Origin of the sequence: Pararhizobium mangrovi (assembly GCF_006516965.1) — a bacterium.
Classification (GTDB): domain Bacteria; phylum Pseudomonadota; class Alphaproteobacteria; order Rhizobiales; family Rhizobiaceae; genus Pararhizobium_B; species Pararhizobium_B mangrovi.
The window spans coordinates 30,544-51,918 of sequence record NZ_VHLH01000015.1; the positions used below are offsets into that span (position 1 = coordinate 30,544).

Genomic DNA, 21,375 nt, shown 5'->3' on the forward strand with positions numbered 1-21,375 from the left:
GCTTCTTCCTATCGGGTCAGGGATGCTCGGCCGTCAAACTGCCAAAGGGAAACCATACCGTCAAGAAAGGGCGGCCGGTCGAAGAGGGAAGCCGCCAGCTCGCTCGCCGGACCCGAAAGCTGGCTCGCAAACGTTTTGGCAAGGCCGAGCCCGGCACGGCCGAAGAGTCCCCAGCCGCCGCGGTCCCTGGCCTTCCATTCGAGCGTGGGCAGGCTGGCGTCGACCCCCTTCGTTGTCAGCCACGCGCGGGCAGCGCGTTCGCCGCCGAGTTCGTCGACGAGGCCGTTCTTCACCGCCTGGCCGCCCGTGAAGACGCTGCCGTCGGCAAGCGCCTTCGCCTTGTCGTGCGACATGCCGCGGCGCTCGGCGACGAGGTCGACGAACCAGGCGTAGGTATCGTCGATCATCGAACGGATCATCGCCTTCGCGTCGTCGCTCGCCGGATGAAAGGGCGAAGGCTCGGCCTTGAGCGGTGCCGACTTGATCTCCTCGACGTCGACGCCGAGCGTATCGAGTAGGCCGGAGACCTGCGGATACTGGAAGAGCACGCCGATCGAGCCGACGATGGAGGTGCGCTCGGCGACGACGTGATCGCCGGCGACGGCCACCATGTAGGCCGCCGAGGCGCCGAGCGAGCGGATGTCGGAGACGACCGGCTTCTTGACCGCCACGCGGCGCACCGCCTGATAGATCGCCTGGCCCCCATAGGTCGTCCCGCCCGGCGAGTTGACCTCGAGCACGAGCGCCGCGACATGCGGATCGTCGGCGATGCGGTCCAGCCGTGCGACGAGGTCCTCGTCGTCGGTCACCACGCCGCTCAGCGAGACCGAGGCGACATGGGGCCGGTCGAAGCCCGGATCGGCCGGGCGGAGCGAGTAGTCGATCGCCACCACGACGAGTGCGACGGCCACGAGCGCGACGACGCGCCAGAAGGCGAGCTTGCGCCGCAGTCGGCGCCGGTTCGCGATGGCAAGCGGATCCAAAAGCCGAATCTCCCCTTCGCGCGTTCCCGTCGCGCACGGTCCCCCGTGGCCCGGTTTTTCGCCGCTTTGACAGTGCGGCACTATCGCGCGGGGCGACCGGTTCGCACAAGGCTCTTTCCAACGCCACCGTCGCGTCTTATTTGCATGACACGCAGTTTTGAACACACGCGGAACGCGAAGCAGCGGGAAACGGCATGCCGTCATCGTCCAGCCGCATCGGCGGCAGTCAGTACGTGCAGCGCTCGCGCCGGGAATACCGGCGTGCCGTGCGCCATTCGCGCTTCGTCCGCATGCTGAAGTTCACCTGTCCGCTGCTGTCGGTCATGGTTCTAGCCGGCTTCTTCTGGGCATCGATCTTCAATGCCGCCCTGCCGGACGGCTTCTCCGTCGATCGAACGACGCTCGAAAACGGCAAGCTCGTCATGAACGACCCGGTGCTGACCGGCGAGAACAAGGACGGCGCCATGTACAAGCTGACGGCACGGCGCGCCATTCAGGATCTCAAGGATACGAGCCATGTGCGCCTGGAGGCGATCAAGGCCTCCCTTCCGCTCGGCAACGGCAAGTTCGCCGATATCAACGCCAAGAGCGCCATCTACGACCGCAAGAACAACGTCATCGTCTTCGACAATCCGTTCCAGGTGAGCACGGACAGCGGAACCAGCGCCACCTTGAAGAGCGCGCGCTTCGACGTCGGCGCGGGACAGCTGACGAGCGACGACGACGTCCAGATCACCACGGTCAACGGCGATATCGTTGCGCGCTCCCTGCGAATGCGCGATAACGGCAAGACCATGGAATTCAACGATCACGTGAAGATGACCGTCAATCCTTCCGCCGTCGAAGCCGGACCGGAAAAAGCCCCTACGAAGACCGAAGAGACGAAATGACCAACGAGATGCTTTCCGCACGCGACGTCGTGCGCCTCGCGCGGCTGGTATCGGTCGCAGCCGCCGTCGGCCTTTTTGCCGCCGTTCCCGCATACGCTCAATCGACGGGGGCGTCTCAGGGCACGTCCCGGGGGGCCTCGCAAGGGTCGGCGCAGACCTCCGCTCAATCGGCCAAGCCCGGCGAGATGAAGGGCCTTTCGATCTCCAACGACAAGCCGATCCAGATCGAGAGCGACGCCCTGCAGATCAGCGAGCAGAACAAGATCGCCACCTTCACCGGCAACGTGCAGGTCGATCAGGGCACGACCCAGCTTCGCGCCGGCAAGATGCTCGTGCATTACGCCGGAGACGGCAGCATCGCCGGCGGCAACAGCCAGATCCAGCAGATCGACGTTTCCGACAAGGTCTTCGTGAAGTCCGACGACCAGCAGGCGACGGCCGATCAGGGCACCTACAACCTGCCGAACAAGCTGCTGGTGCTTTCGGGCGACCGCGTGGTGCTGACGCAGGGCAAGAACGTGTTCATCGGCTGCAAGCTGACCGTACACACGGACACGAACGAGGCGAACCTCGACAGTTGCGGCAAGCGGGTGATGATCAAGCTCGATCCCAAGTCGCAGAAGTCGAGCAAGTAGGCCCGAGGGGACACGACGGCTTGAACGATACGCTCGACACCCCTTCCCGGTCCGCTGCCCAGCCGAACATGCAGGCTGGCGGCGCGGCGACCGGTGAATCCCGCTTCGAGGGCACGCTGATCGCGCGCGGCCTCGTGAAGAGCTTCAAGTCGCGGCGCGTCGTCGACGGAGTGTCGCTCGGCGTGCGCCGGGGCGAGGCCGTCGGCCTTCTCGGTCCGAACGGCGCCGGCAAGACGACCTGCTTCTACATGATCACCGGGCTCGTGCCCGTCGACGAGGGCTCCATCGACATCGACGGGCACGATGTCACATCGCTGCCGATGTATCGCCGTGCGCGCCTCGGTGTCGGCTACCTGCCGCAGGAAGCCTCGATCTTCCGGGGCCTGAGCGTCGAGGCCAATATCCGCGCCGTGCTCGAAGTCGTGGAAAAGAACCGCAAGAAGCGCGAGGAGACGCTCAACGAGTTGCTCGAGGAGTTCCACATCGCGCATCTGCGCAAGGCGGCGGCGATCTCGCTTTCGGGCGGCGAGCGGCGTCGGCTCGAGATCGCCCGTGCGCTTGCCAGCGATCCGACCTTCATGCTGCTCGACGAACCCTTCGCCGGCGTCGATCCGATCGCCGTATCGGACATCCAGAACCTCGTTCGCCATCTGACGCGCCGCGGCATCGGCGTGCTCATCACCGATCACAACGTGCGCGAGACGCTCGGCCTCATCGACCGGGCCTACATCATCCACGCCGGCCAGGTGCTGACGCATGGACGCGCGGACGAAGTCGTCGCCAATCCGGACGTCCGCCGGCTCTATCTCGGCGAACAGTTCACCCTTTAAGGGTATTTCCATGCGCGCGACGCTCGCGCTTGACCGTTTCGTGAAAAAAGGCAATTTTCGGGCCAACTCGTCGCGCCAGCGTATGCGACGGGTCGGCAGCCGGAACGTTCGTGCTGCTCCGCTCGGGGGCGAACAGGAGTTTTGCGTCGGTTATGGCCTTAGGAGCGCGGCTACAGCTGCGTCAGAGCCAGTCCCTGGTCATGACGCCGCAGCTTATGCAGTCCATCCGGCTCCTGCAGCTGCCGCACGGCGATCTCCTGCGTTTCGTCGAGGAAGAGGTCGAGCGTAATCCGCTGCTGTGCGACGCGCCCAGACCGGGCGACGGCGCCGGCGAGCGACACGACGAGGAGACGGCGACGGCCGTGCCCGGGCCCGGCGCGGATGCACCGTCCATTAAGTCGCATCCGACCGGCGGCGGAGGATCTGGAACGCTTCGCCAGCGCATCGGCGAGCGTGGCGACCAGGGCGGCGACATCGAAGCGTTCGGCGCCCGCGCGGAAAGCCTGCACGACCATCTCGCTCGCCAGATCGCCATGTGCGCCTTCGCCCGCGAAGAGCGTATCGTGGCCGGCGAGCTTCTCGGATCGCTCGACGCGAACGGCTATGTCGGAGCGGAGGCGGAAGATCTCGCCGAGCGGCTCGGCGTAACGACGACCATGGTCGACAGCGTGCTCGCCCGGCTTCAGGATCTCGAACCGGCCGGCGTCTTCGCGCGCTCGCTCGGCGAATGCCTGTCGCTTCAGCTCGCCCAGCGCAACCGGCTCGATCCGGCGATGCGTACCCTGCTTGCCAATCTCGCGCTGCTCGCCAGGCGCGATTTCGCCGCCTTGCGACGGCTTTGCGGCGTCGACGAAGCCGATCTCGTCGACATGCACGCCGAGATTCGTGCGCTCGATCCCAAGCCCGGCAGCCGCTTCGACGGCGGCGCGTCGCCCTCGATCGTGCCGGACGTCGACGTTTCGCCGGCGCCCGACGGCGGCTGGCACGTGGAACTCAACCCCGAGACGCTGCCCGCCGTGCTGGTCGACCAGATCTACTACACCCGTGTCGCTGACGCCGTTCCCCGCGGATGCGAGGGCCGGGCGTTCCTCGACGAATGCATGCAGAACGCGACATGGCTCACCCGCAGCCTCGACCAGCGCGCCCGCACCATCCTCAAGGTCGCGCGCGAGATCGTCCGCCTGCAGGACCGCTTCCTGCTCGACGGCGTCGCCCATCTGCGTCCACTCAATCTGCGCACTGTGGCACAGGCGATCGGCATGCACGAATCGACCGTCAGCCGCGTGACCGCGAACAAGTACATGATGACCCCGCGCGGGGTGTTCGAGCTCAAATATTTCTTCACGGTCTCGATTCCCGCTTCCGACGGGGGCGACGGCCATTCCGCCGAAACCGTGCGCCACCGCATCCGCGCCATGACCGGGGCGGAAACGCCCGACGGCGTCCTTTCCGACGACGCGATCGTGCAAACGCTGCGCGCGGAAGGCATCGACATCGCCAGGCGCACCGTCGCCAAGTACCGGGAGGCGATGAATATTCCCTCCTCCGTGACGCGCCGGCGCGAGAAGAAGGCGCTCGCGCGTGCCGCCGAACGATGAGCGCGCGACGGACGGGCACGAGCCGGCCGACCGCCTCGGCGTTCGGGCCGCGCGTTGACAGGGTGCCAAACGGCGCGTAGAAGCCGCCGTCAACCGGGCCGCGCCGGTAGCGCCGGGCGCGAGAAGACGTGATATGGCCCCGGCATCGGCCGGATGTGCGTCGCGAAATCCTTGAACGGGTCGCAGACCCGCATGTAGATTGAAACGGTGCGTTTCGCAGGGAAAGAGGGATCCTCCATGAGCGTCCGCGTTTCGGGGAAACACATGGAAATCGGCGAGGCGTTCCGTAACCGGATCGAGGATGCCATCGCCGGCGCGATCGGCAAGTACTTCGACGGTGGCTATGGCGGTCAGGTGACCGTCGAGAAGGAAGGCTCGCGCTTCGACGCGGATTGCCGCCTGCACCTCGATACGGGCGTCACCCTGCACGCCACCGGCAAGGCGCAGGACCCGCAGGCCTCCTTCGACATGGCCGCCGAACGCATCGAGAAGCGCCTGCGGCGCTACAAGCGCCGGCTGAAGGACCATCACCTGCACGAGGGCGAAGGCGTGGCGTTCGCGCAACTCGCCGACCGCACGATGGAAACGGCGCCGGGCGAGGACGAAGAGGTCCCCGTCGACTACGCGCCGACGGTCGTCGCCGAGCAGGCGCTTCAGGTTCGCACGATGACGGTGGCCGGCGCGGTCATGGCGCTCGACCTGACGGACGAGCCGCTCACGGTCTTCACCAATGCCGGCACGAAGACGCTGAACATCGTCTACCGCCGCGCCGACGGCCACATCGGCTGGATCGACACGGCCGGGCTCGCATCCTGAGCCTGCCTTCCCGAAAGCCGCGAGCGATTTCGCTCACCCAGCCCGTGCACCGAAAGCCCATACGAGGACGATCAACCATGGCTCTGGCGGATCTGCTTGCCCAGGACGCGGTCATGCCCGCGCTGAAAGCCAATTCGAAGAAGCAACTCCTGCAGGAGATCGCCGAGCGGGCCGCGAAGGTGACCGAGCTGCCCGAGCGCGAGATCTTCGACGTCATCCTGCAGCGCGAACGGCTCGGCTCGACGGGGGTCGGCAACGGCATCGCCATCCCCCATGGCAAGCTTTCGAGCCTCGACACCATCGTCGGCGTGTTCGCCCGGCTCGAAAACCCGGTCGACTTCGAATCGCTCGACGACATGCCGGTCGATCTCGTGTTCCTGCTGCTCGCACCGGAAGGGGCGGGGGCGGACCACCTGAAGGCGCTCTCACGTATCGCGCGGGTCCTACGGGACGCGGATGTGGTGGAGAAGCTGAGAGCTTCGACCTCGGCCTCGGCGATCTACACGATCCTCGCCGGCTCGCCCTCGTCGAACGCCGCGTAGAGCCTTTCAGGTTCATACGGAAGCGCTGGCGACGCCGCGCTCACGCGGCATCGAGATCGACACGCACGAGGACCTTGACCTGCGTTCTTCTCGAGCGTGTTCCACGGAAGACGGCGTCGCGTCGGGATGGCGTCATGGTGAAGGAAAGTTCGAGGGTTTCTCACACGAAGCCGGTGGGATTCCCGTAAGGATCCTATCTCCGGCGGGCGATCGTGCCGGACTTTCAGGTGCGTCGTGTCACCCGCTCGAACGCCGATACCTCAGTGAAGGCTGACCGTGTAAAGGTCGTTCTCCTGCGCCTTGTGGAACGCGCTGGTGCGGTCGTCGCTGACGAGGATGGGCGTGCCGTCGGCACTGAAGAGCGCCCACAGTTCCTGTCCTGGATCGAGCTCGGGCGCGCCGGGGAAACGTTCCGTGATGTCTTCCGAGCGCATCTGGCGGATGTAGCCGACTTCGCCTTCGCCGAGGTGGGCGAGTTCGCTTTCGCTGACGTCCGTCTTCGTATCGTTGGCCAGGATCATCATGTCGAGTTCCCTCCTTTCAAGGCAGGAATACGTCGAGTCCGGATCGAAAGTCTCAGTCTCGGACGGAAATGTTAATTTTCTTGATCATGCGTTGCGGTTCGGGACGGACGAGATCGACCGATAACAGGCCGTTCTTCAGACTTGCACCCTTCACCTGCATGCCTTCCGCTAGAACGAAACTACGCTGGAACTGACGCGCGGCAATCCCCCGATGGAGATATTCGCGCTCGTCCGGCTCGCTCCGGCGCCCTCGAATGACGAGCTGGCCTTCCTCGGCGGTCACTTCGAGATCGTCCTCGCCGAAACCGGCGACCGCGAGCGTGATCCTCAGCCTGTCTTCCGAAACGCCGTCTGCCCGAGGCCGGATCCGCTCGATGTTGTAGGGCGGATAGCCATCATTGCTCTTGGCAATGCGCTCGAGCGTCTTTTCCATCGTATCGAAACCCAGCAGCAGCGGGCTCGAAAACGGCGCCATACGGTTCATCCGCGTCAAGTCCTGTTCCAGCGACCCTACGTGCCGGGCCCGAAGAAGAGGCACCCGACCATTCGGATATATGGGGTCCGCCGATCGTTCCCGCAAGCCACCCGCAAGCGGCCTATACGGAAGCGAGACTTCAGCTTTTCGGAACGCGCGAAGCGGTGATCGAGCTCCGGAAAGAAAGCGTTTCAGCCATGCGGCCAGTCGATCCAGTCGCGCATCAGCCGGTTGGCGATGGCGCCGTCCGGCGGGCCGGCCGTTCCCTCGTCGACGGCGCGATCGAGCATCGCGGCCGTTTCCTCGCGCGCGAACCAGCGACAATCCTCGAGTTCGCTCGTCGCATGGCTTATCTCGCCGCTTGCGGCTTCGCCGTAAAGGCCGATCATCAGCGTATGCGGCATCGGCCAGGGCTGGCTGGCATGGTAGCGCACGCGCGCGACCGCGATGCCCGATTCCTCCATCGTTTCGCGGCGTACGGCATCCTCGACGGTCTCGCCGGGTTCGAGGAAGCCGGCGAGGCAGGAATACATGCCGGGCCGGAAATGCGGCGAACGACCAAGCAGGCAACGGTCGCGCGCCTCGTCCACGACGAGCATGATGACGACCGGATCGGTACGCGGGAAGACGCTCGTGCCACAGGCCGAGCATTCGCGGCGATAGCCGCCGGCCCGCTTGTGCGTCGGCGCGCCGCAATGGCCGCAGAAGCGGGCCGAACGGTTCCAGGTCACGAGGCTGGTCGCCTGCGCGAGCTCTCCGAGACGTTCGCCGGACAACCGGCCGGTGGTGTAGATCGTGCGGAGATCGATCGCCTCGAAAGCGTCGGGTGCGCCGTCGCGCTCGAAGGGTACGGGTACGGCCAGCCTCGGAGCGCCGTCCGCCTCGTAGCCGAGCAGCACGGCCTCGCCGGGTTCGGCCGAGAGCGGCGCCAGTTCCGCCAGTGAGAAGAGCGCTTTCGGTTCGCCCTCGTCGGCAAGGACGGCGCAGGCACGGCCGATCGCGAAGGCACGCGCCCCGGGATGCGAAAGCGCCCGTTCGGCAGCGTCGTCCGGACGGTCTTCCGATTGGCGGTCGAGACGGTTGTGCGCGAAGGCGACGCGCGTACTGGCTTCGCCATGGGAAGCGGGAGAATCGAAGATCGATCGGACCATACGCTCACAAAGCATCGCGCAGCGCGGCGATCAAGGCCCGACGTGCCTCGTCGTCGTAGCGACGCGCCGTGCCGACGCCCCAGACCGGGCCAGGCCAGGCCGGATCGCCCTCGTTTCGGGCGACCACATGCACGTGGAGCTGGCGAACGACGTTGCCGAGCGCACCGACATTGATCTTCGTACAGGCGGTGAGCCGCTTCAGCGCGGCGGAAACGGCGGCGATCTCGTAGGTCAGCGACGTCTGGTCGAGCGGCGGCAGCTCGAAGAGTTCGCCGATCCCCGCCCGCTGCGGCACGAGAACGAGCCACGGCCAGCGCGCATCGTCCATCAGCCGCACCGCACTCAGGCCGAGGCCCTTGATCGGAAAGGTATCGCCTGCGAGCCGGGTATCGAGAATGAAATCGTCGCTCATGGCCATCTCCTCCGTCGTGTCCCACCTTCGCCATAGCAGTTTTTGAAGACGCCGGCTTGCATTCGCCGGGCAAGTTCCGATATCGAGCGGTCGGGAGGTTGGCGGTGGACGGGCCACTCGCCAACCGGGTCAGGTCCGGAAGGAAGCAGCCCCAACGAGTTTCGGCACGGGTCACTGTGCCAGCCTCCCACCCGGCGCTAAGGCGCCGAAGCCGCTACGGCCAGGGATCGACAGGACCGGAATCGCGAAGCCGGCATCATCCGCGCGTTGACGCGGCCCGCGCCGCCGGCCCATTCTCGTCGCCGGAAGCGTTCACCCGGAGCGTTCATCGGCAGGATATGGCGACGGCGGCGAACATGGACGAAATGCAGGCAGACAGAAGCGGCGAAGATCAGCCGGACGGGATCGCCCCGGGACGGCCGGAGGACGGCGGGACCGGCCACCGCGTGCTCGCCCGCAAGTATCGCCCGCGCGACTTCACCGACCTCATCGGCCAGGCGCCGATGGTGCGCACCCTCACCAACGCTTTCGAGACCGGCCGCCTTGCCCAGGCCTACATGCTGACGGGCGTGCGTGGTGTCGGCAAGACGACCACCGCGCGCATTCTCGCCCGCGCGCTGAACTACGAGACGGCGACGGTCGACCGTCCGACGATCGATCTCGGCGAGCCCGGCGAGCATTGCCGCGCGATCATGGAGGGCCGCCATGTCGACGTCATCGAGATGGACGCGGCGTCCCACACGGGCATCGACGACATCCGCGAGATCATCGAGCAGGTGCGCTACCGGCCGGTTTCCGCGCGCTACAAGGTCTACATCATCGACGAGGTCCACATGCTCTCCAACCAGGCCTTCAACGGCCTGTTGAAGACGCTCGAGGAGCCCCCGGAACACGTCAAGTTCATCTTCGCGACCACCGAGATCCGCAAGGTGCCGATCACGGTGCTCTCGCGCTGTCAGCGCTTCGACCTTCGGCGCATCGATGCCGGGCTCCTCGTCTCGCATCTGCGCGCGGTGGCGGCGAAGGAGCATGTCGGCATCGACGAGGAGTCGCTGACGATGATCGCGCGTGCCGCGGAAGGCTCGGCACGCGACGCGCTCTCGTTGCTCGACCAGGCGATCGCCCACGAAGGCAGCGCGATCGAGGCCGCGAGCGTGCGCGGCATGCTCGGTGTCGCCGACCGCTCGCGTATCGTCGACCTCTTCGCGAAGCTTGCCGGCGGCGACGTTTCGGCAGCCCTTGCCGAGTTCCGCGAGCAGTATGACGGAGGCGCGGCACCGACGGCGATCCTGACGGACCTCGCCGACTTCACCCACCTCGTCACGCGCCTGAAGTTCGTGGCTTCCGCCGTCGAGGATCCCGCCCTCAGCGAAGCCGAGCGCACCGGGGCAGTCGACATGGCCGAGCGCCTTTCGACCTCCGCCCTTTCACGCATGTGGCAGATGCTGCTCAAGGGGATCGACGAGACGGAGACGGCGAGCCGGCCGCTCGGCGCCGGCGAGATGGTGCTGATCCGGCTGGCCCATGCCGCAAGCCTGCCCTCGCCGGAAGCCGTCGCGCGCCGCGTCGGCGAACTCGCCGACGATCCGGCGAGCGCACCTGCGCCGACGCCCCGGGAACCGGATGCCGCGTCGGCCCCGACCCCGCGCGAGCCCCGTGAACCGGCGCCGGCCCAGTCCGCACCGGCGACGCGCGAAGACGCGTTGGCGGGTCGAACGAACGAGCCGAAGGAGACGACGCCGAGCGCTCGGTCGCCGCAAGCTCCGCGGGCGATCGACACGCCGCCCGCCAGAATGGCCGCATCCGGAACCGGCAGTCAGGCCGCGCGCGCGCTTTCCCCCGAACCGATGGAACGTGGTTCGGCCGAGCCGGAAGCCGAAGCGGCGAAGCCTTCGAGCGCACCGGAAGCCGCGCCCGAGCCGAAGCGCCCGGCGCTGCGCAGCCTCGCCGACCTTGCGGCACTTGCCGAAAAGCACCGCGACATCACCACCAAGGTGCATATCCGCAAGTCCCTGCGCCTCGGCCGCATTGGCGATGGGCGCCTGGAAGTGGGGCTGACGGAAGATGCGCCGAAATCGCTCCTCGGCGACCTGAAGAAGAAGCTCGAGGCGTGGACCGGCGAGCGCTGGATGATCACGCTCAGCCGCGAAGCCACCGCGCCGACGATGATGGAAACCGAAGCGGCCGACCGCGAGGCCCGCGTTACCGACGCGGCGAGCGATCCGGACATCGCCGCGATCCTCGAGCGCTTTCCCGGCGCGCGGATCACCGACGTGCGCATCGCCGCCGGTGCCGACGAGCTGACGGACAGCGAACCGGACGCCGGCAACATTCTTCCCGAAGCACCCGACGACACCGACGAGGCGGACTGACGCCACCCGACGATACGATCCCAACCAGCGGAGACACAGGCATGCGCGACATGATGGGCATGATGGGCAAGTTCAAGGAAATGCAGGAGAAGATGGGCACCCTGCAGGAGGAGATCGCCGCGGCCGAGGTCGAGGGAACGGCCGGCGGCGGCCTCGTGACCGTGCGCCTTTCCGGCAAGGGCCAGATGCTCGGCCTGAAGCTCGATCCGAGCCTCTTCAAGGACGAAGAGCAGGAAGTGCTCGAAGACCTGATCGTCGCCGCCCACAACGACGCCAAGGCCAAGGCAGAGGCGCTGATGGAAGAAAAGACGAAGAAGCTGACCGAAGGCCTGCCCATCCCGCCCGGCATGAAGCTTCCGTTCTAGAGAACCGTCCCGCCGAATTGATCCGGTCCGGCGTCGCGTCGGGTTTCGATCGTCAGTTCTGGGTCAGGCCGGCGTCGACGACGAAGTTCGCGCCGGTGCAGCCTGCGCTTTCGGCCGAGCCGAGGAACAGGGCCATGCGGGCGACGTGCGTGCCGTCGAGGCGGATCTTCAGCGCCTGCAGGTCGATGAACTCCCGTTCGCTTTCGGGCGTCAGCCACAGCCGTTCCTGCCGCTCGGTGCGGATGGCGCCCGGCACGATGCAGTTGACGCGGATGCCGTCGGCGCCGAACTCGCGGGCGAGCGTCCGGTTCATCCCGTTGATCGCCGCCTTCGCCGTCGTGTAGCCGACGCGGTTCGTCCGTCCGCGCATCCAGCCGACCGAACCGAGAAGCACGATCGAACCGCTGCCGCGCTCGCGCATGAAGCGCGCGACGGCCTGGGTCGCGAAGAACTGATGGTCGAGGTTGAGCGCGAGCGTGTGCCGCCAGCTTTCCGGCTCGACGCGCCATACGTCGTGGCGGTCGTCGTTGCCGGCGTTGTTGATCAGAACGTCGATGCCTTGCGTCTGCGCCTCGATCTCTTCGACCGAGGCACGCAACGCGGCGATGTCCGTCAGGTCGCATCGCATGAAGCGCGCGCCCGTTTCGGCGGCGAGCGCCTCGCCGGCGTCCGTGTCGATATCGAGAAAGGTGACGCGTGATTTCTGGGCGGCGAAGGCGCGCACGATCTCCGCGCCGATGCCGGAGGCTCCGCCGGTGACGAGGACCGTGCGTTCGGCGAGCGAGGCGTAGGATACGCTTTCGAAGGGACCGGACACGGGCAAACCTCCGTCAGATTTCGGGATCGAAGCGGGCACGCGCGATACCCGGTACGTCGACACGCATGGCGAACAGGCCGCCGGCCTGCGAGTGACCGCCGGTCTCGGCGCGCGAACCGCGACCGCGCGCGCTCGTCACGAACAGCGTCTTCATGTCCGGCCCACCGAACGCAGGCATGGTCGGCCGCCGGGCGGCGACCGGATATTCGGCGAGCACCGTGCCGTCGGGCGCGTAGCGACGCACACGGGCGCCGTCGAAGAGCGCCGTCCAGTAGCATCCCTCGGCGTCGACGGCGGCTCCGTCCGGCCTGGCACGGTCGTCGCTGTCCTTGTCGAGGCGGGCGAAGACCTGCCGGTCGCCGGCGGTGCCGGTTTCGGCATCGTAGGCGTAGCGGTAGATCGTGAAGCGCGGCGTATCGGCGTGATACATGAGGCTGCCGTCCGGCGAGAAGGCAACGCCGTTCGAGGTCATCAGCCCGGCCTCGATCATCGAAAGGCCACGGGAATCGTAGCGGTAGAGACGGGCGCTGCCCCGGCGGCGCTCGTCGATCGTCCCGAGCCAGAAGCGTCCGCGCGGATCGGTTCCGCCGTCGTTGAACCGGCTCGCGGCATGATCCTCCGGATTTTCGGCGAGGCGTTCGAGCTTCCGGCCGTCCCGGTCCATGAACCACAGGCCCGAGCGCGTCGCGGCAAGCAGACGCCCATCGGCCGTCGGCGCGAAGCATCCGACCTCCTCGTCGCACTCGACGCTGTGGTGCGCACCGGTTTCCGGCTCGTAGCGGTGGAGCGCCATGCCGGAAATGTCGGTAAACCACAGCGCCTCGTCCTCGGCGTCCCAGACCGGACATTCGCCGAGCCGGCAACCGGCGTCGAGCACCAGCGAGAAGGTCGCTTCGTTCGCCATCGACTTCGTCAATACGCCGCGCCGGAAACGCTCGGGGCTTCCTCTTTCCCGCGCAGGTCGGCGAGCCATTCCCGTGCGCGGCCCGTCATCATCGCGACGTCCGAGGCGATGGCGGTGAAGGTGTAGCCGTAGTGCTGGAAACGGCGGACCATCTCCGGATTGGGCCCGACGATGCCGATCGGCGTACCGACCTCGGCTGCCCGCTTCGCCGCTTCCTCGATCTTGGCCTGGACGTCGGGATGACCGATCTCGCCGATATGGCCCATCGAGGCGGCGAGATCGCCAGGCCCCACGAAGACGGCGTCGATCCCCGGCAACGCGGCGATCTCTTCCAGGAGATCGACGGCCTCCGGCGTCTCGAGCTGGACGATGACGCAGGTTTCCTCGTTGGCCTGCTTGAGATAGTCCGCAGCCGCGCCGAAACGCGAGGCGCGATGGACCGCCGCCACGCCGCGAACGCCGACGGGGGGATATTTCGCGAAGCTCGCCGCCGCCCGCGCTTCCTCGACCGTCTGCACGAAAGGCAGCATGATCGTCTGCGCGCCGGCATCGAGCACGCGCTTGACGAGGACCTGATCGTTCCAGGCGAGACGGACGAGGGGCTCGGCCGGCGTCGTGCCGACCGCCCGCAGGATGTGCGCGAGATCGGCGACCTCGATGGGCACATGCTCCATGTCGACGACGACGAAATCGAAGCCGGCATGGCCGAGAGCCTCGGCGGTCGTCGGCGCGGCCGCCATCAGCCACGTGCCGAGCGGGACGGTGTCGCGCCCGGCGAACCAGGCCTTGAAGGGATTGGCGGTCGCATTCATCGATTGGGATCCTTCAGAAGATTTCCGGTTCCGGCACCGGCGCGGTACCCATGAGAAAGTCGAAGTCGCAGCCACGATCGGCCTGCGTGACGTGCGCCTGGTAAAGCGTGACGAACGACCGCGTGTAACGCGGTTCGGGCTTGCGCCATTGCGCGCGCCGGCGTTCGATCTCGTCGTCGTCGACCAGCATGTCGAGCGTTCCCGCCTCCGCGTCGAGGCGCACGGTGTCGCCGGTTCGAAGCAGGGCGAGCGGACCGCCGACGGCGGCTTCCGGCGCGACATGCAGGATGCAGGTCCCGTAATGCGTGCCGCTCATGCGGCCGTCGCAGATGCGCACCATGTCGGTGACGCCTCTTTCCTGCAGCTTCTTCGGAATCTGCAGATTGCCCCATTCGGGCATGCCGGGCGCCCCGACGGGACCGGCACCGCGCAGGACGAGGACGGTATCGGCCGAAACCTTCAGATCCGGCGCGTCGATGCGGGCCCGAAAGTCTTGCGGACCGTCGAAGACGAGGGCCGGGCCTTCGTGACGCAGCAGTTCCGGTTCGCCCGCGGAGGACTTCATGATCGCCCCGTCCGGCGCGAGGTTGCCCTTGAGGAGCACCAGCGTACGCCCCTTCGAAAGCGGAACGACCGGATCGTCCATCGACCGAACGACATCGTCGTCCCAGCATTCGGTGCCGGCGAGCGCATCTTCGAGCGAGCGGCCTTCCACCGTCGGCGCGGAGAGATCGAGATGCGCACGCAGCTTCACGAGCAGGGCCTTGAGCCCGCCGGCGAAGAAGAAATCTTCCATCAGGCAATTTCCCGACGGGAAGAGATTGGCGAGAACGGGAATGCGCCGCGACACCTCCGCCATGGTCTCGAGGTCGAGATCGACGCCGGCGCGCCCGGCAAGGGCGAGCAGGTGGATCGCCGCGTTGCTCGACCCGCCGAGCGCCATGTAGACCGCGAGGCCGTTCATGAACGCGGCGCGACCGAGGATGTCGGCTGGCTTCAGGTCTTCCCAGACCATCGCCACCGCCCGTTCGCCGGCGAGCGATGCCATGCGGGCATGGCCGGAATCGGTCGCCGGGATCGAGGACGCTCCGGTGATCGTCATGCCCATCGCGTCGACGATCGACGTCATGGTCGAGGCCGTGCCCATGGTGTTGCAGGTTCCCGCCGTACGCGTCATGCGGCTTTCGAGGTCGACCCAGTCCTGAGGCGTAATGCGGCCGAGGCGCAGTTCCTCCCAGTATTTCTTGGTGTGGGTGCCCGCACCCGTCTTCGTGCCGCGCCAGTGTCCGTTCGCCATCGGCCCGGCGGGGCAGAAGATCGCCGGCAGACCCATGCTGATCGCGCCCATGAGAAGGCCGGGCGTGGACTTGTCGCAACCGCCGAGCAGGACCGCGCCGTCGATCGGATGCGAGCGCAGGAGCTCTTCCGTCTCCATGGCGAGCAGGTTGCGGTAGAGCATCGTCGTCGGCTTCACCATCACCTCGCCGACCGAAAGGGCCGGCAGTTCGACGGGATAGCCGCCGGCCTGCCAGACGCCGCGTTTCACCGCTTCGGCACGGTCGCGCAGGTGCGCGTGGCACGGGCTCATCTCGCTCCATGTGTTGACGATGCCGATCACCGGCTTGTCCATGAACTCCTCGCGCCGCAGCCCCATCTGCTGGGTGCGCTGGCGATGGGCGAAGCCGCGAATGTCGGCAGAAGCGTACCAGCGCCGGCTGCGCAGGTCTTCGAGGCGCTTGCGGGGCCGGTCTGCGGGGTTATTCATCATTATCCCTTGATGCCGCCGGTCGTCAGGCCGGAGACCACCCTTTCCTGGAAGATCATGATCAGGATCGCCACGGGCACGATACCGACGACGAGGGCCGCCGAGATGGTCGGCCATGGAAACGTGAACTCGCCCTGATAGAGGGTAATGCCGACCGGCAGCGTCCGGAAGGTCGGGCTCGAATTCAGCGACAGCGCCAGCAGGAACTCGTCCCATGCGTTGACGAAGGCGAGGATACCGGCAGTGAAGACGCCGGGCGCCGAAAGCGGAACGACGATCTTGAACAGCGCGCCGATCCGCGTGCAGCCGTCGACCATCGCCGCGCTTTCGAGGTCGCGCGGGATGCCGTCGAAGAAGGATACGAGCACCAGCGTGCAGACCGGAACGCTGAGCACCGTATAGGGCAGGATCAGCGCCAGGTAGCTGTTCAACAGGCCGAGCGAGCGCATCATCTGGAAGAGCGGCACGAGCAGCGTGACCAGCGGAAAGGTCGAGACCGCGATGATGACCGACAGGATGAGCCCGCGAAACCGCAGCCGAAGCCGCGCGAGCGCGTAGGCGGCGAGCGTCGCGACGAACAGCGTCAGAGCGGTCGAGCAGACGGCGATGAAGAGCGAATTGAAGAGGTAGAGCAGCAGCGGCTGGTTCGTGAAGGCCCTGACGTAGTTCGCGAGCGTCGGATCCGTCGGCAGGTAGTGGATGGGCGTAACCCGAAGCTCGCTCTCGGTCTTGAGCGAGGTGAAGACGATCCACAGCGCCGGAAAGAAGCCGTTGAACAGGAGGATGACGCCGGCGATGATGCGCAGCGGCTTTCCGCTCAGGAGATCGAAACGCATGGCTTACGCTCCCCGCCGGATCATGCGCAGATAGAAGACCGTCACGATCATCGAGAGCGCGAACATGGCGACGGCAAGCGCCGATCCGTAGCCGAGGTCGAGGAAATCGACGGTGTTCTGGCGGATATACATGGCGAGCGTCACCGTCGAGGTGCCCGGCCCGCCACGCGTCATGGTGTAGGGAATGTCGAAGGTCTGAAGGGCGGTGATGGTCCGGAAGATCAGCGCGACGGCGATCGCCGGCCTCAAAAGCGGCAGAGTGATCTCGAAGAACTGCCGGACCCGCCCCGCACCGTCGATCTCGGCCGCCTCGTAGAGCGAGCGCGGGATCGTCTGCAATCCGGCCAGGATGATCAGCGCCATGAAGGACGAGGTCTTCCAGATCGTGGTAAGGCAGATCGCGACCGTCGCCCAGGCGTAGGAATTGAACCAGATTACCGTCGGCAGGCCGAGGCGGCGCAGCACGTCGTTGACGATGCCGTAGTCCGACTGGAAGAACCACGCGAAGATCAGGCCGCAGAACGCGAGCGGCAGCGCCCAGGGCACGAGCAGCGCGAGCCGGAACGCCCAGCGCTGGCGAAAGGGAATGTTGGCGATCAGCGCCAGCGCCATGCCGACGACGAGCGCGCCCGGCACCGTGACGACCGTGATGATGACCGTGTTCCAGAACGACGACCAGAAGACCGGATCTGCGAACATGTCGCGATAGTTCTGAAGGCCGGCGAAGCTCGCCGGCAGACCGGAGGTCAGCGAAAGGCTGAGGAAGCTCGTATAGATCAGCCGGCAGACCGGATAGACGATGATCGCGAGCAGGAGCACGGCCGTGGGAAGCAGGAGCCAGAAGGCGAGCGCCCCGTCGCCCATGTCCATGAGGCGCGCGAAGCGGCCGCCGACCGTCTGGCGCTCTTCCGTCTCCTGTCGGTCTGCAACTGCCTGGCTCATGACCCGCCTTGCCGATACGACCCTCCGCGACGACGCGGAGGGTCTTGCAGGTTAAAGGGAATGCCGTGTCACCGCAGGATACGCTGCAGGCGGGCCTGCATCTGGCTCGCACCCTGTTCCGGGCTGGTCTGGCCGGCCAGAACCGCGTTCACCGTCGTGCGGATGGCGTTCGAGACCTCGTTGTAGCGCGGCGTCACCGGCCGCGCATGCGCGGACTGGACGACCGGCAGGAGGTCCGCGAACCACGGCACCGCCTTCGTCACGTCGGCATCGGTATAGAGGTCTTCGAAGGTCGGCAGCAGCGAACCGTGGATCGCGATGTATTTCGAGACCTCGCGGCTCGCGAGATACTTCGTCAGTTCGACGGCGTCCTTCTTGTGGTTGGAATAGGCCGACACGCCCCACTGCCAGCCGCCGAGGCAGGTGGCGGACTTGCCGCCCTCGACCGCGGGCAGGGCAACGATGCCGACCTTGTCCTTGACCGCCGTGTCGGCGTCGTTCTGGAAATGGTTCCAGGCATACGGCCATTCGACCGCGAAGATCGCCGCGCCGCGCTGGAAATCCTGGCGCGTGTCGTCGGTGGCGATCTCGGCGACGTTCTTCGGCGCGACGCCGTCGTCGACGAAGCCCTTCCACAGTTTCAGCGAATCGACCGCCGCGTCCATGTCGAAGGTCAGCTTGCCGTCCTTGTCGACGAGGGTGTGGCCGGTGCTCCAGTAGGGCAGCAGGAAGGTGCAGACCGCACCCTCGATCGCCGCGCCCTGGAAGGACAGGCCCTGCAGGTCGCCTCCCTCCTGCTTCTGGATCTTCTTGGCGTCGGCGGAAAGCTCGCTCCAGGTCTTGGGCGGATCGATATCGTACTTCTTCAGGAGGTCCTTGCGGTAGAACAGCATCATGGCGTCGGCGCGCGAAGGGAGTGCGGCGACCTCGCCGTCGATGACGTTCGCCTTCGAATAGGCCGAAAGGTATCGGTCCAGATACTTCGTCCCGCCGTCCAGATCGTCGTTCAGCGGCATGATCCACTTCGCCGCCGCGAACTGGGCGGGCCGCACCACGTCGAGATTGATGATGTCGAGGGTCGAATCCTTGGCGCTCATCTGGGTGTTCAGGTACTGCGCCTGCTGCTCGGAGGTGTTGCCGCCGACCGTCACCTTGATGTCGATGCCCTTGTGGCTCGCCTCGTACTTGTCGAAGACCGCCTGCCACAGGTTCATGTCGTAGCTGTGCATGAAGACATGCAGCGTTTCCGCCGATGCGTTCTGCAACGGCAGCATCGAAACGGCGCCCGCAAGCGCCAGTAGAACCGTCTTCCCGTATTTCATCGTCTTCCTCCCTTGATAAGCGGCAACGATTTCAGGCGACCGCCTTCTCGCTATCCGGATCGAAAAGGTGAATGCGCGCCGGGTCGAATCCGAGCGGCAGCCGCTCGCCGACCGCGGGGCGAAAATGCGGGGTGACGCGCGCGGTCACGGTCGCGCCCTCGACGTCCAGATGGACGAGCGTGTCGGCGCCGAGCGGTTCGACGAGATTGACCGTGCCGGTCAGCCGCGCCGGCGCATCGCCGGACGAGACGAAATGCTCAGGCCGGATGCCGAGCACGATCTCCTGCCCGACGCGCTCGGCGCGGGGGCCGAGGTCGCAAACGGCCATCCGCTCCCCGCCGTCGAGGACGAGTTCCTCGCCGTCGCGTTTGGCGCGCACGAAATTCATCGCCGGCGAGCCGACGAAGCCGCCGACGAACAGGCTTGCCGGCGTATCGTACACCTCGTCGGGCGTACCCACCTGCTCGATGACGCCGCCACGCAGGATGACGATGCGGTCGGCGAGCGTCATCGCCTCCACCTGATCGTGGGTGACGTAGATGATCGTCGTTCCGATCATCTGGTGCAGCTTCTTGATTTCCGCGCGCACCTGCCCGCGCAGCTTCGCGTCGAGGTTCGAAAGCGGCTCGTCGAAGAGAAACACCTTCGGCCGGCGGACGATCGCCCGGCCCATCGCCACGCGCTGGCGCTGGCCGCCGGAAAGCTGGGCCGGCTTGCGTTCGAGCAGCTTGTCGATGTCGAGCATCGTCGCCGCTTCGCGGATCCGGCTTTCGATCTCCGGCTTGGCGATGCCGCGCACGCGCAGGCTGAAGGCCATGTTGTCGTAGACGGTCTTGTGGGGGTAGAGCGCGTAGTCCTGAAAGACCATCGCGATGTCGCGCGCCCGCGGTGGAAGAGCGTTGACGACGGTATCGCCGATCCGGATCTCGCCACCGGAAATGCCTTCCAGGCCGGCAAGCATGCGAAGCGTGGTCGACTTGCCGCAACCGGACGGCCCGACCAGGACCACGAACTCCCGATCGGCAACCTCGAGATCGAGCCCCTTGACGGCTTCGATCGCACCGAAGCTCTTTCTGAGATCGCAAAAGCTGACGGTCGCCATATCGGCCGTATCCTCCCGAGTGATCGCCTCCACAACGCTCACGCCAATTTCGTAGCGCTACGATTTTCCCCTGTCAAGGCTGGATCGCCGGGACCGGTACCACATATCGGCAATGGCCGGCACGCTGGATTCACCGCGTTCCGGCGTGTATCCGATAGGAACATACGATCGCAGGACGCGACCGGTCGCGTACGGAAAGGACCGCAGCGCTATGGACAGCAGCGACGTGGAGGAGGGTTCGCCGGCGGTCGTGCCCGGTCGCAACCGGCGAAGGATGCAGTCGGTGCGCATGGTCGACGTGGCGCGCCTGGCCGACGTGTCGCCCTCCACGGTATCGCTCTACCTTCGTCGCCCGTCTTCGGTCGCGCCCCATACGGGCTCGACGATCGAGCGCGCGATCAAGGAACTCGGCTACGTGCCGAACATGGTGGCGGGCGGGCTCGCCGCGGCCGGGTCGCGCGTCGTCAGCATCATCGTCCCGTCGCTGCGCAATGCGTTCTTCGCCGAAACGGTATCGGCGATGGAGGCCCTGCTCGCCCGGCAAGGGTTCCACATCCTGATCGGGCACACGGAATACTCGCTGGAGCGCGAGGAGGAACTCGTCCGCGCGGCCCTTTCCTGGGCACCGGCCGCCATCGTCCTGACGGGCCTCAACCATGCCGACACGACCCGCACCATGCTTGCGGCGAACCGAACGCCGGTCGTCGAAATGTGGGAGACGGGCGACGCCTCGATCGACATCAATGTCGGCTTTTCGCATGCCGAGGTCGGTGGCATGGCCGCCCGCCACCTGATCTCCCGCGGCCGGACGCGGCTTGCCTTTCTCGGCGCTCGTCTGGAAGAGGACACGCGTGCCGCCCAGCGATGCGAGGGTTTCAGGTCGGCCTGCGTTGAAGCCGGTATCGAGCCGCAGGTCGTCAGGCATTCGGCGCCGGCCAGCACCGAAGCCGGCGGCATCTTGCTCGCCCGTGCACTGGCGCAGGGTGCCTATGACGGCTTTGCCTGCTCCAACGACACGGTCGCGCTCGGCGTTGTCTTCGAAGCGCAGCGTCGCGGCATCCGGATCCCGCGGACGTTTTCCCTGATCGGCTTCGGCGATCTCGAATTCGGCAGCTTCTGCGATCCTTCGCTGACGACGATACGGCCCTCGGCCGACCTCATCGCCAAGAACGTGACCGAGCTGGTTCTCGCCCGTATCAACGGCGAACCGGACATCGAAAAGGGGTATCGCGTGGAAGTCGGCGCATCGATCATTGTGCGCGGAAGCAGCTGACCGGCCTTT

22 protein-coding genes and 1 other RNA gene are annotated in these 21,375 nt (G+C 66.4%); 10 read left to right on the top strand and 13 right to left on the bottom strand.

Going from position 1 to position 21,375, the window contains the following annotated elements:
- Nucleotides 1-8 precede the first annotated feature (8 nt).
- On the bottom strand, nt 9-983 hold the full coding sequence (sppA, locus tag FJU11_RS09340) for a signal peptide peptidase SppA (protein WP_235890962.1): 975 nt from the start codon (nt 981-983) through the stop codon (nt 9-11).
- Between the two features lie 194 nt (nt 984-1,177).
- Between sppA and lptC the strand changes: the two genes are divergently transcribed.
- From lptC to ptsN, 6 genes are all read left to right on the top strand, one after another.
- Nucleotides 1,178-1,873: an LPS export ABC transporter periplasmic protein LptC gene (lptC, locus tag FJU11_RS09345; RefSeq protein WP_141166782.1), complete on the top strand. Its 696-nt coding sequence runs from the start codon at nt 1,178-1,180 to the stop codon at nt 1,871-1,873.
- On the top strand, nt 1,870-2,508 hold the full coding sequence (locus tag FJU11_RS09350) for an LptA/OstA family protein (RefSeq protein WP_235890963.1): 639 nt from the start codon (nt 1,870-1,872) through the stop codon (nt 2,506-2,508). The genes lptC and FJU11_RS09350 overlap by 4 nt, the downstream gene beginning before the upstream one ends.
- Before the next feature lie 68 nt (nt 2,509-2,576).
- Nucleotides 2,577-3,338 carry an LPS export ABC transporter ATP-binding protein gene (gene lptB, locus FJU11_RS09355; RefSeq protein ID WP_141166842.1) on the top strand — a complete coding sequence of 254 codons (762 nt, stop codon included), beginning with the start codon at nt 2,577-2,579 and terminating at the stop codon, nt 3,336-3,338.
- A 152-nt stretch (nt 3,339-3,490) separates the two neighbouring features.
- The gene (gene rpoN / locus FJU11_RS09360) at nt 3,491-4,936 is read left to right on the top strand and encodes an RNA polymerase factor sigma-54 (RefSeq protein ID WP_141166783.1); all 1,446 of its coding nucleotides are present in this window, start codon (nt 3,491-3,493) and stop codon (nt 4,934-4,936) included.
- A 237-nt stretch (nt 4,937-5,173) separates the two neighbouring features.
- Nucleotides 5,174-5,752 (top strand): ribosome hibernation-promoting factor, HPF/YfiA family, encoded by a 579-nt coding sequence (gene hpf, locus FJU11_RS09365; protein ID WP_141166784.1) that lies wholly within the window; start codon nt 5,174-5,176, stop codon nt 5,750-5,752.
- 77 nt (nt 5,753-5,829) lie between these two features.
- Nucleotides 5,830-6,294: a PTS IIA-like nitrogen regulatory protein PtsN gene (ptsN, locus tag FJU11_RS09370; RefSeq protein WP_141166785.1), complete on the top strand. Its 465-nt coding sequence runs from the start codon at nt 5,830-5,832 to the stop codon at nt 6,292-6,294.
- Nucleotides 6,295-6,554: 260 nt separating this feature from the next.
- Here the strand turns inward: ptsN and FJU11_RS09375 are convergent, their stop codons facing one another.
- The 4 genes from FJU11_RS09375 to FJU11_RS09390 form a co-directional block, all read right to left on the bottom strand.
- Nucleotides 6,555-6,815, bottom strand: coding sequence for a BQ00720 family protein (locus FJU11_RS09375; RefSeq protein WP_141166843.1), 261 nt, complete (start codon nt 6,813-6,815; stop codon nt 6,555-6,557).
- A gap of 55 nt (nt 6,816-6,870) precedes the next feature.
- Nucleotides 6,871-7,302, bottom strand: a complete 432-nt coding sequence (locus FJU11_RS09380; RefSeq protein ID WP_141166786.1) for an Hsp20 family protein — start codon at nt 7,300-7,302, stop codon at nt 6,871-6,873.
- Nucleotides 7,303-7,484: 182 nt separating this feature from the next.
- Nucleotides 7,485-8,444, bottom strand: coding sequence for an NAD(+) diphosphatase (gene nudC, locus FJU11_RS09385; RefSeq protein WP_141166787.1), 960 nt, complete (start codon nt 8,442-8,444; stop codon nt 7,485-7,487).
- A gap of 4 nt (nt 8,445-8,448) precedes the next feature.
- Nucleotides 8,449-8,856, bottom strand: coding sequence for an HIT family protein (locus FJU11_RS09390; protein WP_141166788.1), 408 nt, complete (start codon nt 8,854-8,856; stop codon nt 8,449-8,451).
- A gap of 93 nt (nt 8,857-8,949) precedes the next feature.
- Here FJU11_RS09390 and ffs point away from each other — a divergent pair.
- From ffs to FJU11_RS09405, 3 genes are all read left to right on the top strand, one after another.
- Nucleotides 8,950-9,047: signal recognition particle sRNA small type (gene ffs, locus FJU11_RS09395), an RNA gene on the top strand.
- Between the two features lie 165 nt (nt 9,048-9,212).
- Complete coding sequence (locus FJU11_RS09400) at nt 9,213-11,228, top strand: DNA polymerase III subunit gamma/tau (RefSeq protein ID WP_235890964.1); 2,016 nt, start codon at nt 9,213-9,215, stop codon at nt 11,226-11,228.
- A gap of 41 nt (nt 11,229-11,269) precedes the next feature.
- Nucleotides 11,270-11,593 (top strand): YbaB/EbfC family nucleoid-associated protein, encoded by a 324-nt coding sequence (locus FJU11_RS09405; RefSeq protein WP_141166789.1) that lies wholly within the window; start codon nt 11,270-11,272, stop codon nt 11,591-11,593.
- Between the two features lie 52 nt (nt 11,594-11,645).
- Here the strand turns inward: FJU11_RS09405 and FJU11_RS09410 are convergent, their stop codons facing one another.
- The 8 genes from FJU11_RS09410 to FJU11_RS09445 all read right to left on the bottom strand — a co-directional run bounded on the left by FJU11_RS09410 (nt 11,646) and on the right by FJU11_RS09445 (nt 20,093).
- Nucleotides 11,646-12,410, bottom strand: coding sequence for an SDR family NAD(P)-dependent oxidoreductase (locus FJU11_RS09410; protein ID WP_141166790.1), 765 nt, complete (start codon nt 12,408-12,410; stop codon nt 11,646-11,648).
- Between the two features lie 13 nt (nt 12,411-12,423).
- Nucleotides 12,424-13,314: an SMP-30/gluconolactonase/LRE family protein gene (locus FJU11_RS09415; RefSeq protein WP_141166791.1), complete on the bottom strand. Its 891-nt coding sequence runs from the start codon at nt 13,312-13,314 to the stop codon at nt 12,424-12,426.
- A gap of 8 nt (nt 13,315-13,322) precedes the next feature.
- Nucleotides 13,323-14,126 (bottom strand): HpcH/HpaI aldolase family protein, encoded by an 804-nt coding sequence (locus FJU11_RS09420; RefSeq protein WP_141166792.1) that lies wholly within the window; start codon nt 14,124-14,126, stop codon nt 13,323-13,325.
- Between the two features lie 13 nt (nt 14,127-14,139).
- On the bottom strand, nt 14,140-15,891 hold the full coding sequence (locus FJU11_RS09425) for an IlvD/Edd family dehydratase (RefSeq protein WP_141166793.1): 1,752 nt from the start codon (nt 15,889-15,891) through the stop codon (nt 14,140-14,142).
- Nucleotides 15,892-15,893: 2 nt separating this feature from the next.
- Nucleotides 15,894-16,727 carry a carbohydrate ABC transporter permease gene (locus FJU11_RS09430; protein ID WP_141166794.1) on the bottom strand — a complete coding sequence of 278 codons (834 nt, stop codon included), beginning with the start codon at nt 16,725-16,727 and terminating at the stop codon, nt 15,894-15,896.
- A gap of 3 nt (nt 16,728-16,730) precedes the next feature.
- On the bottom strand, nt 16,731-17,597 hold the full coding sequence (locus FJU11_RS09435; protein ID WP_407946698.1) for a carbohydrate ABC transporter permease: 867 nt from the start codon (nt 17,595-17,597) through the stop codon (nt 16,731-16,733).
- A gap of 140 nt (nt 17,598-17,737) precedes the next feature.
- The gene (locus FJU11_RS09440) at nt 17,738-18,991 is read right to left on the bottom strand and encodes an ABC transporter substrate-binding protein (RefSeq protein WP_141166796.1); all 1,254 of its coding nucleotides are present in this window, start codon (nt 18,989-18,991) and stop codon (nt 17,738-17,740) included.
- Nucleotides 18,992-19,022: 31 nt separating this feature from the next.
- Nucleotides 19,023-20,093 carry an ABC transporter ATP-binding protein gene (locus FJU11_RS09445; protein ID WP_141166845.1) on the bottom strand — a complete coding sequence of 357 codons (1,071 nt, stop codon included), beginning with the start codon at nt 20,091-20,093 and terminating at the stop codon, nt 19,023-19,025.
- 211 nt (nt 20,094-20,304) lie between these two features.
- On the opposite strand from FJU11_RS09445, the gene FJU11_RS09450 reads away from it, so the two are divergent.
- Entirely contained in the window at nt 20,305-21,366 is a 1,062-nt protein-coding gene (locus FJU11_RS09450; RefSeq protein ID WP_141166797.1) for a LacI family DNA-binding transcriptional regulator, read from the top strand.
- Nucleotides 21,367-21,375 lie beyond the last annotated feature (9 nt).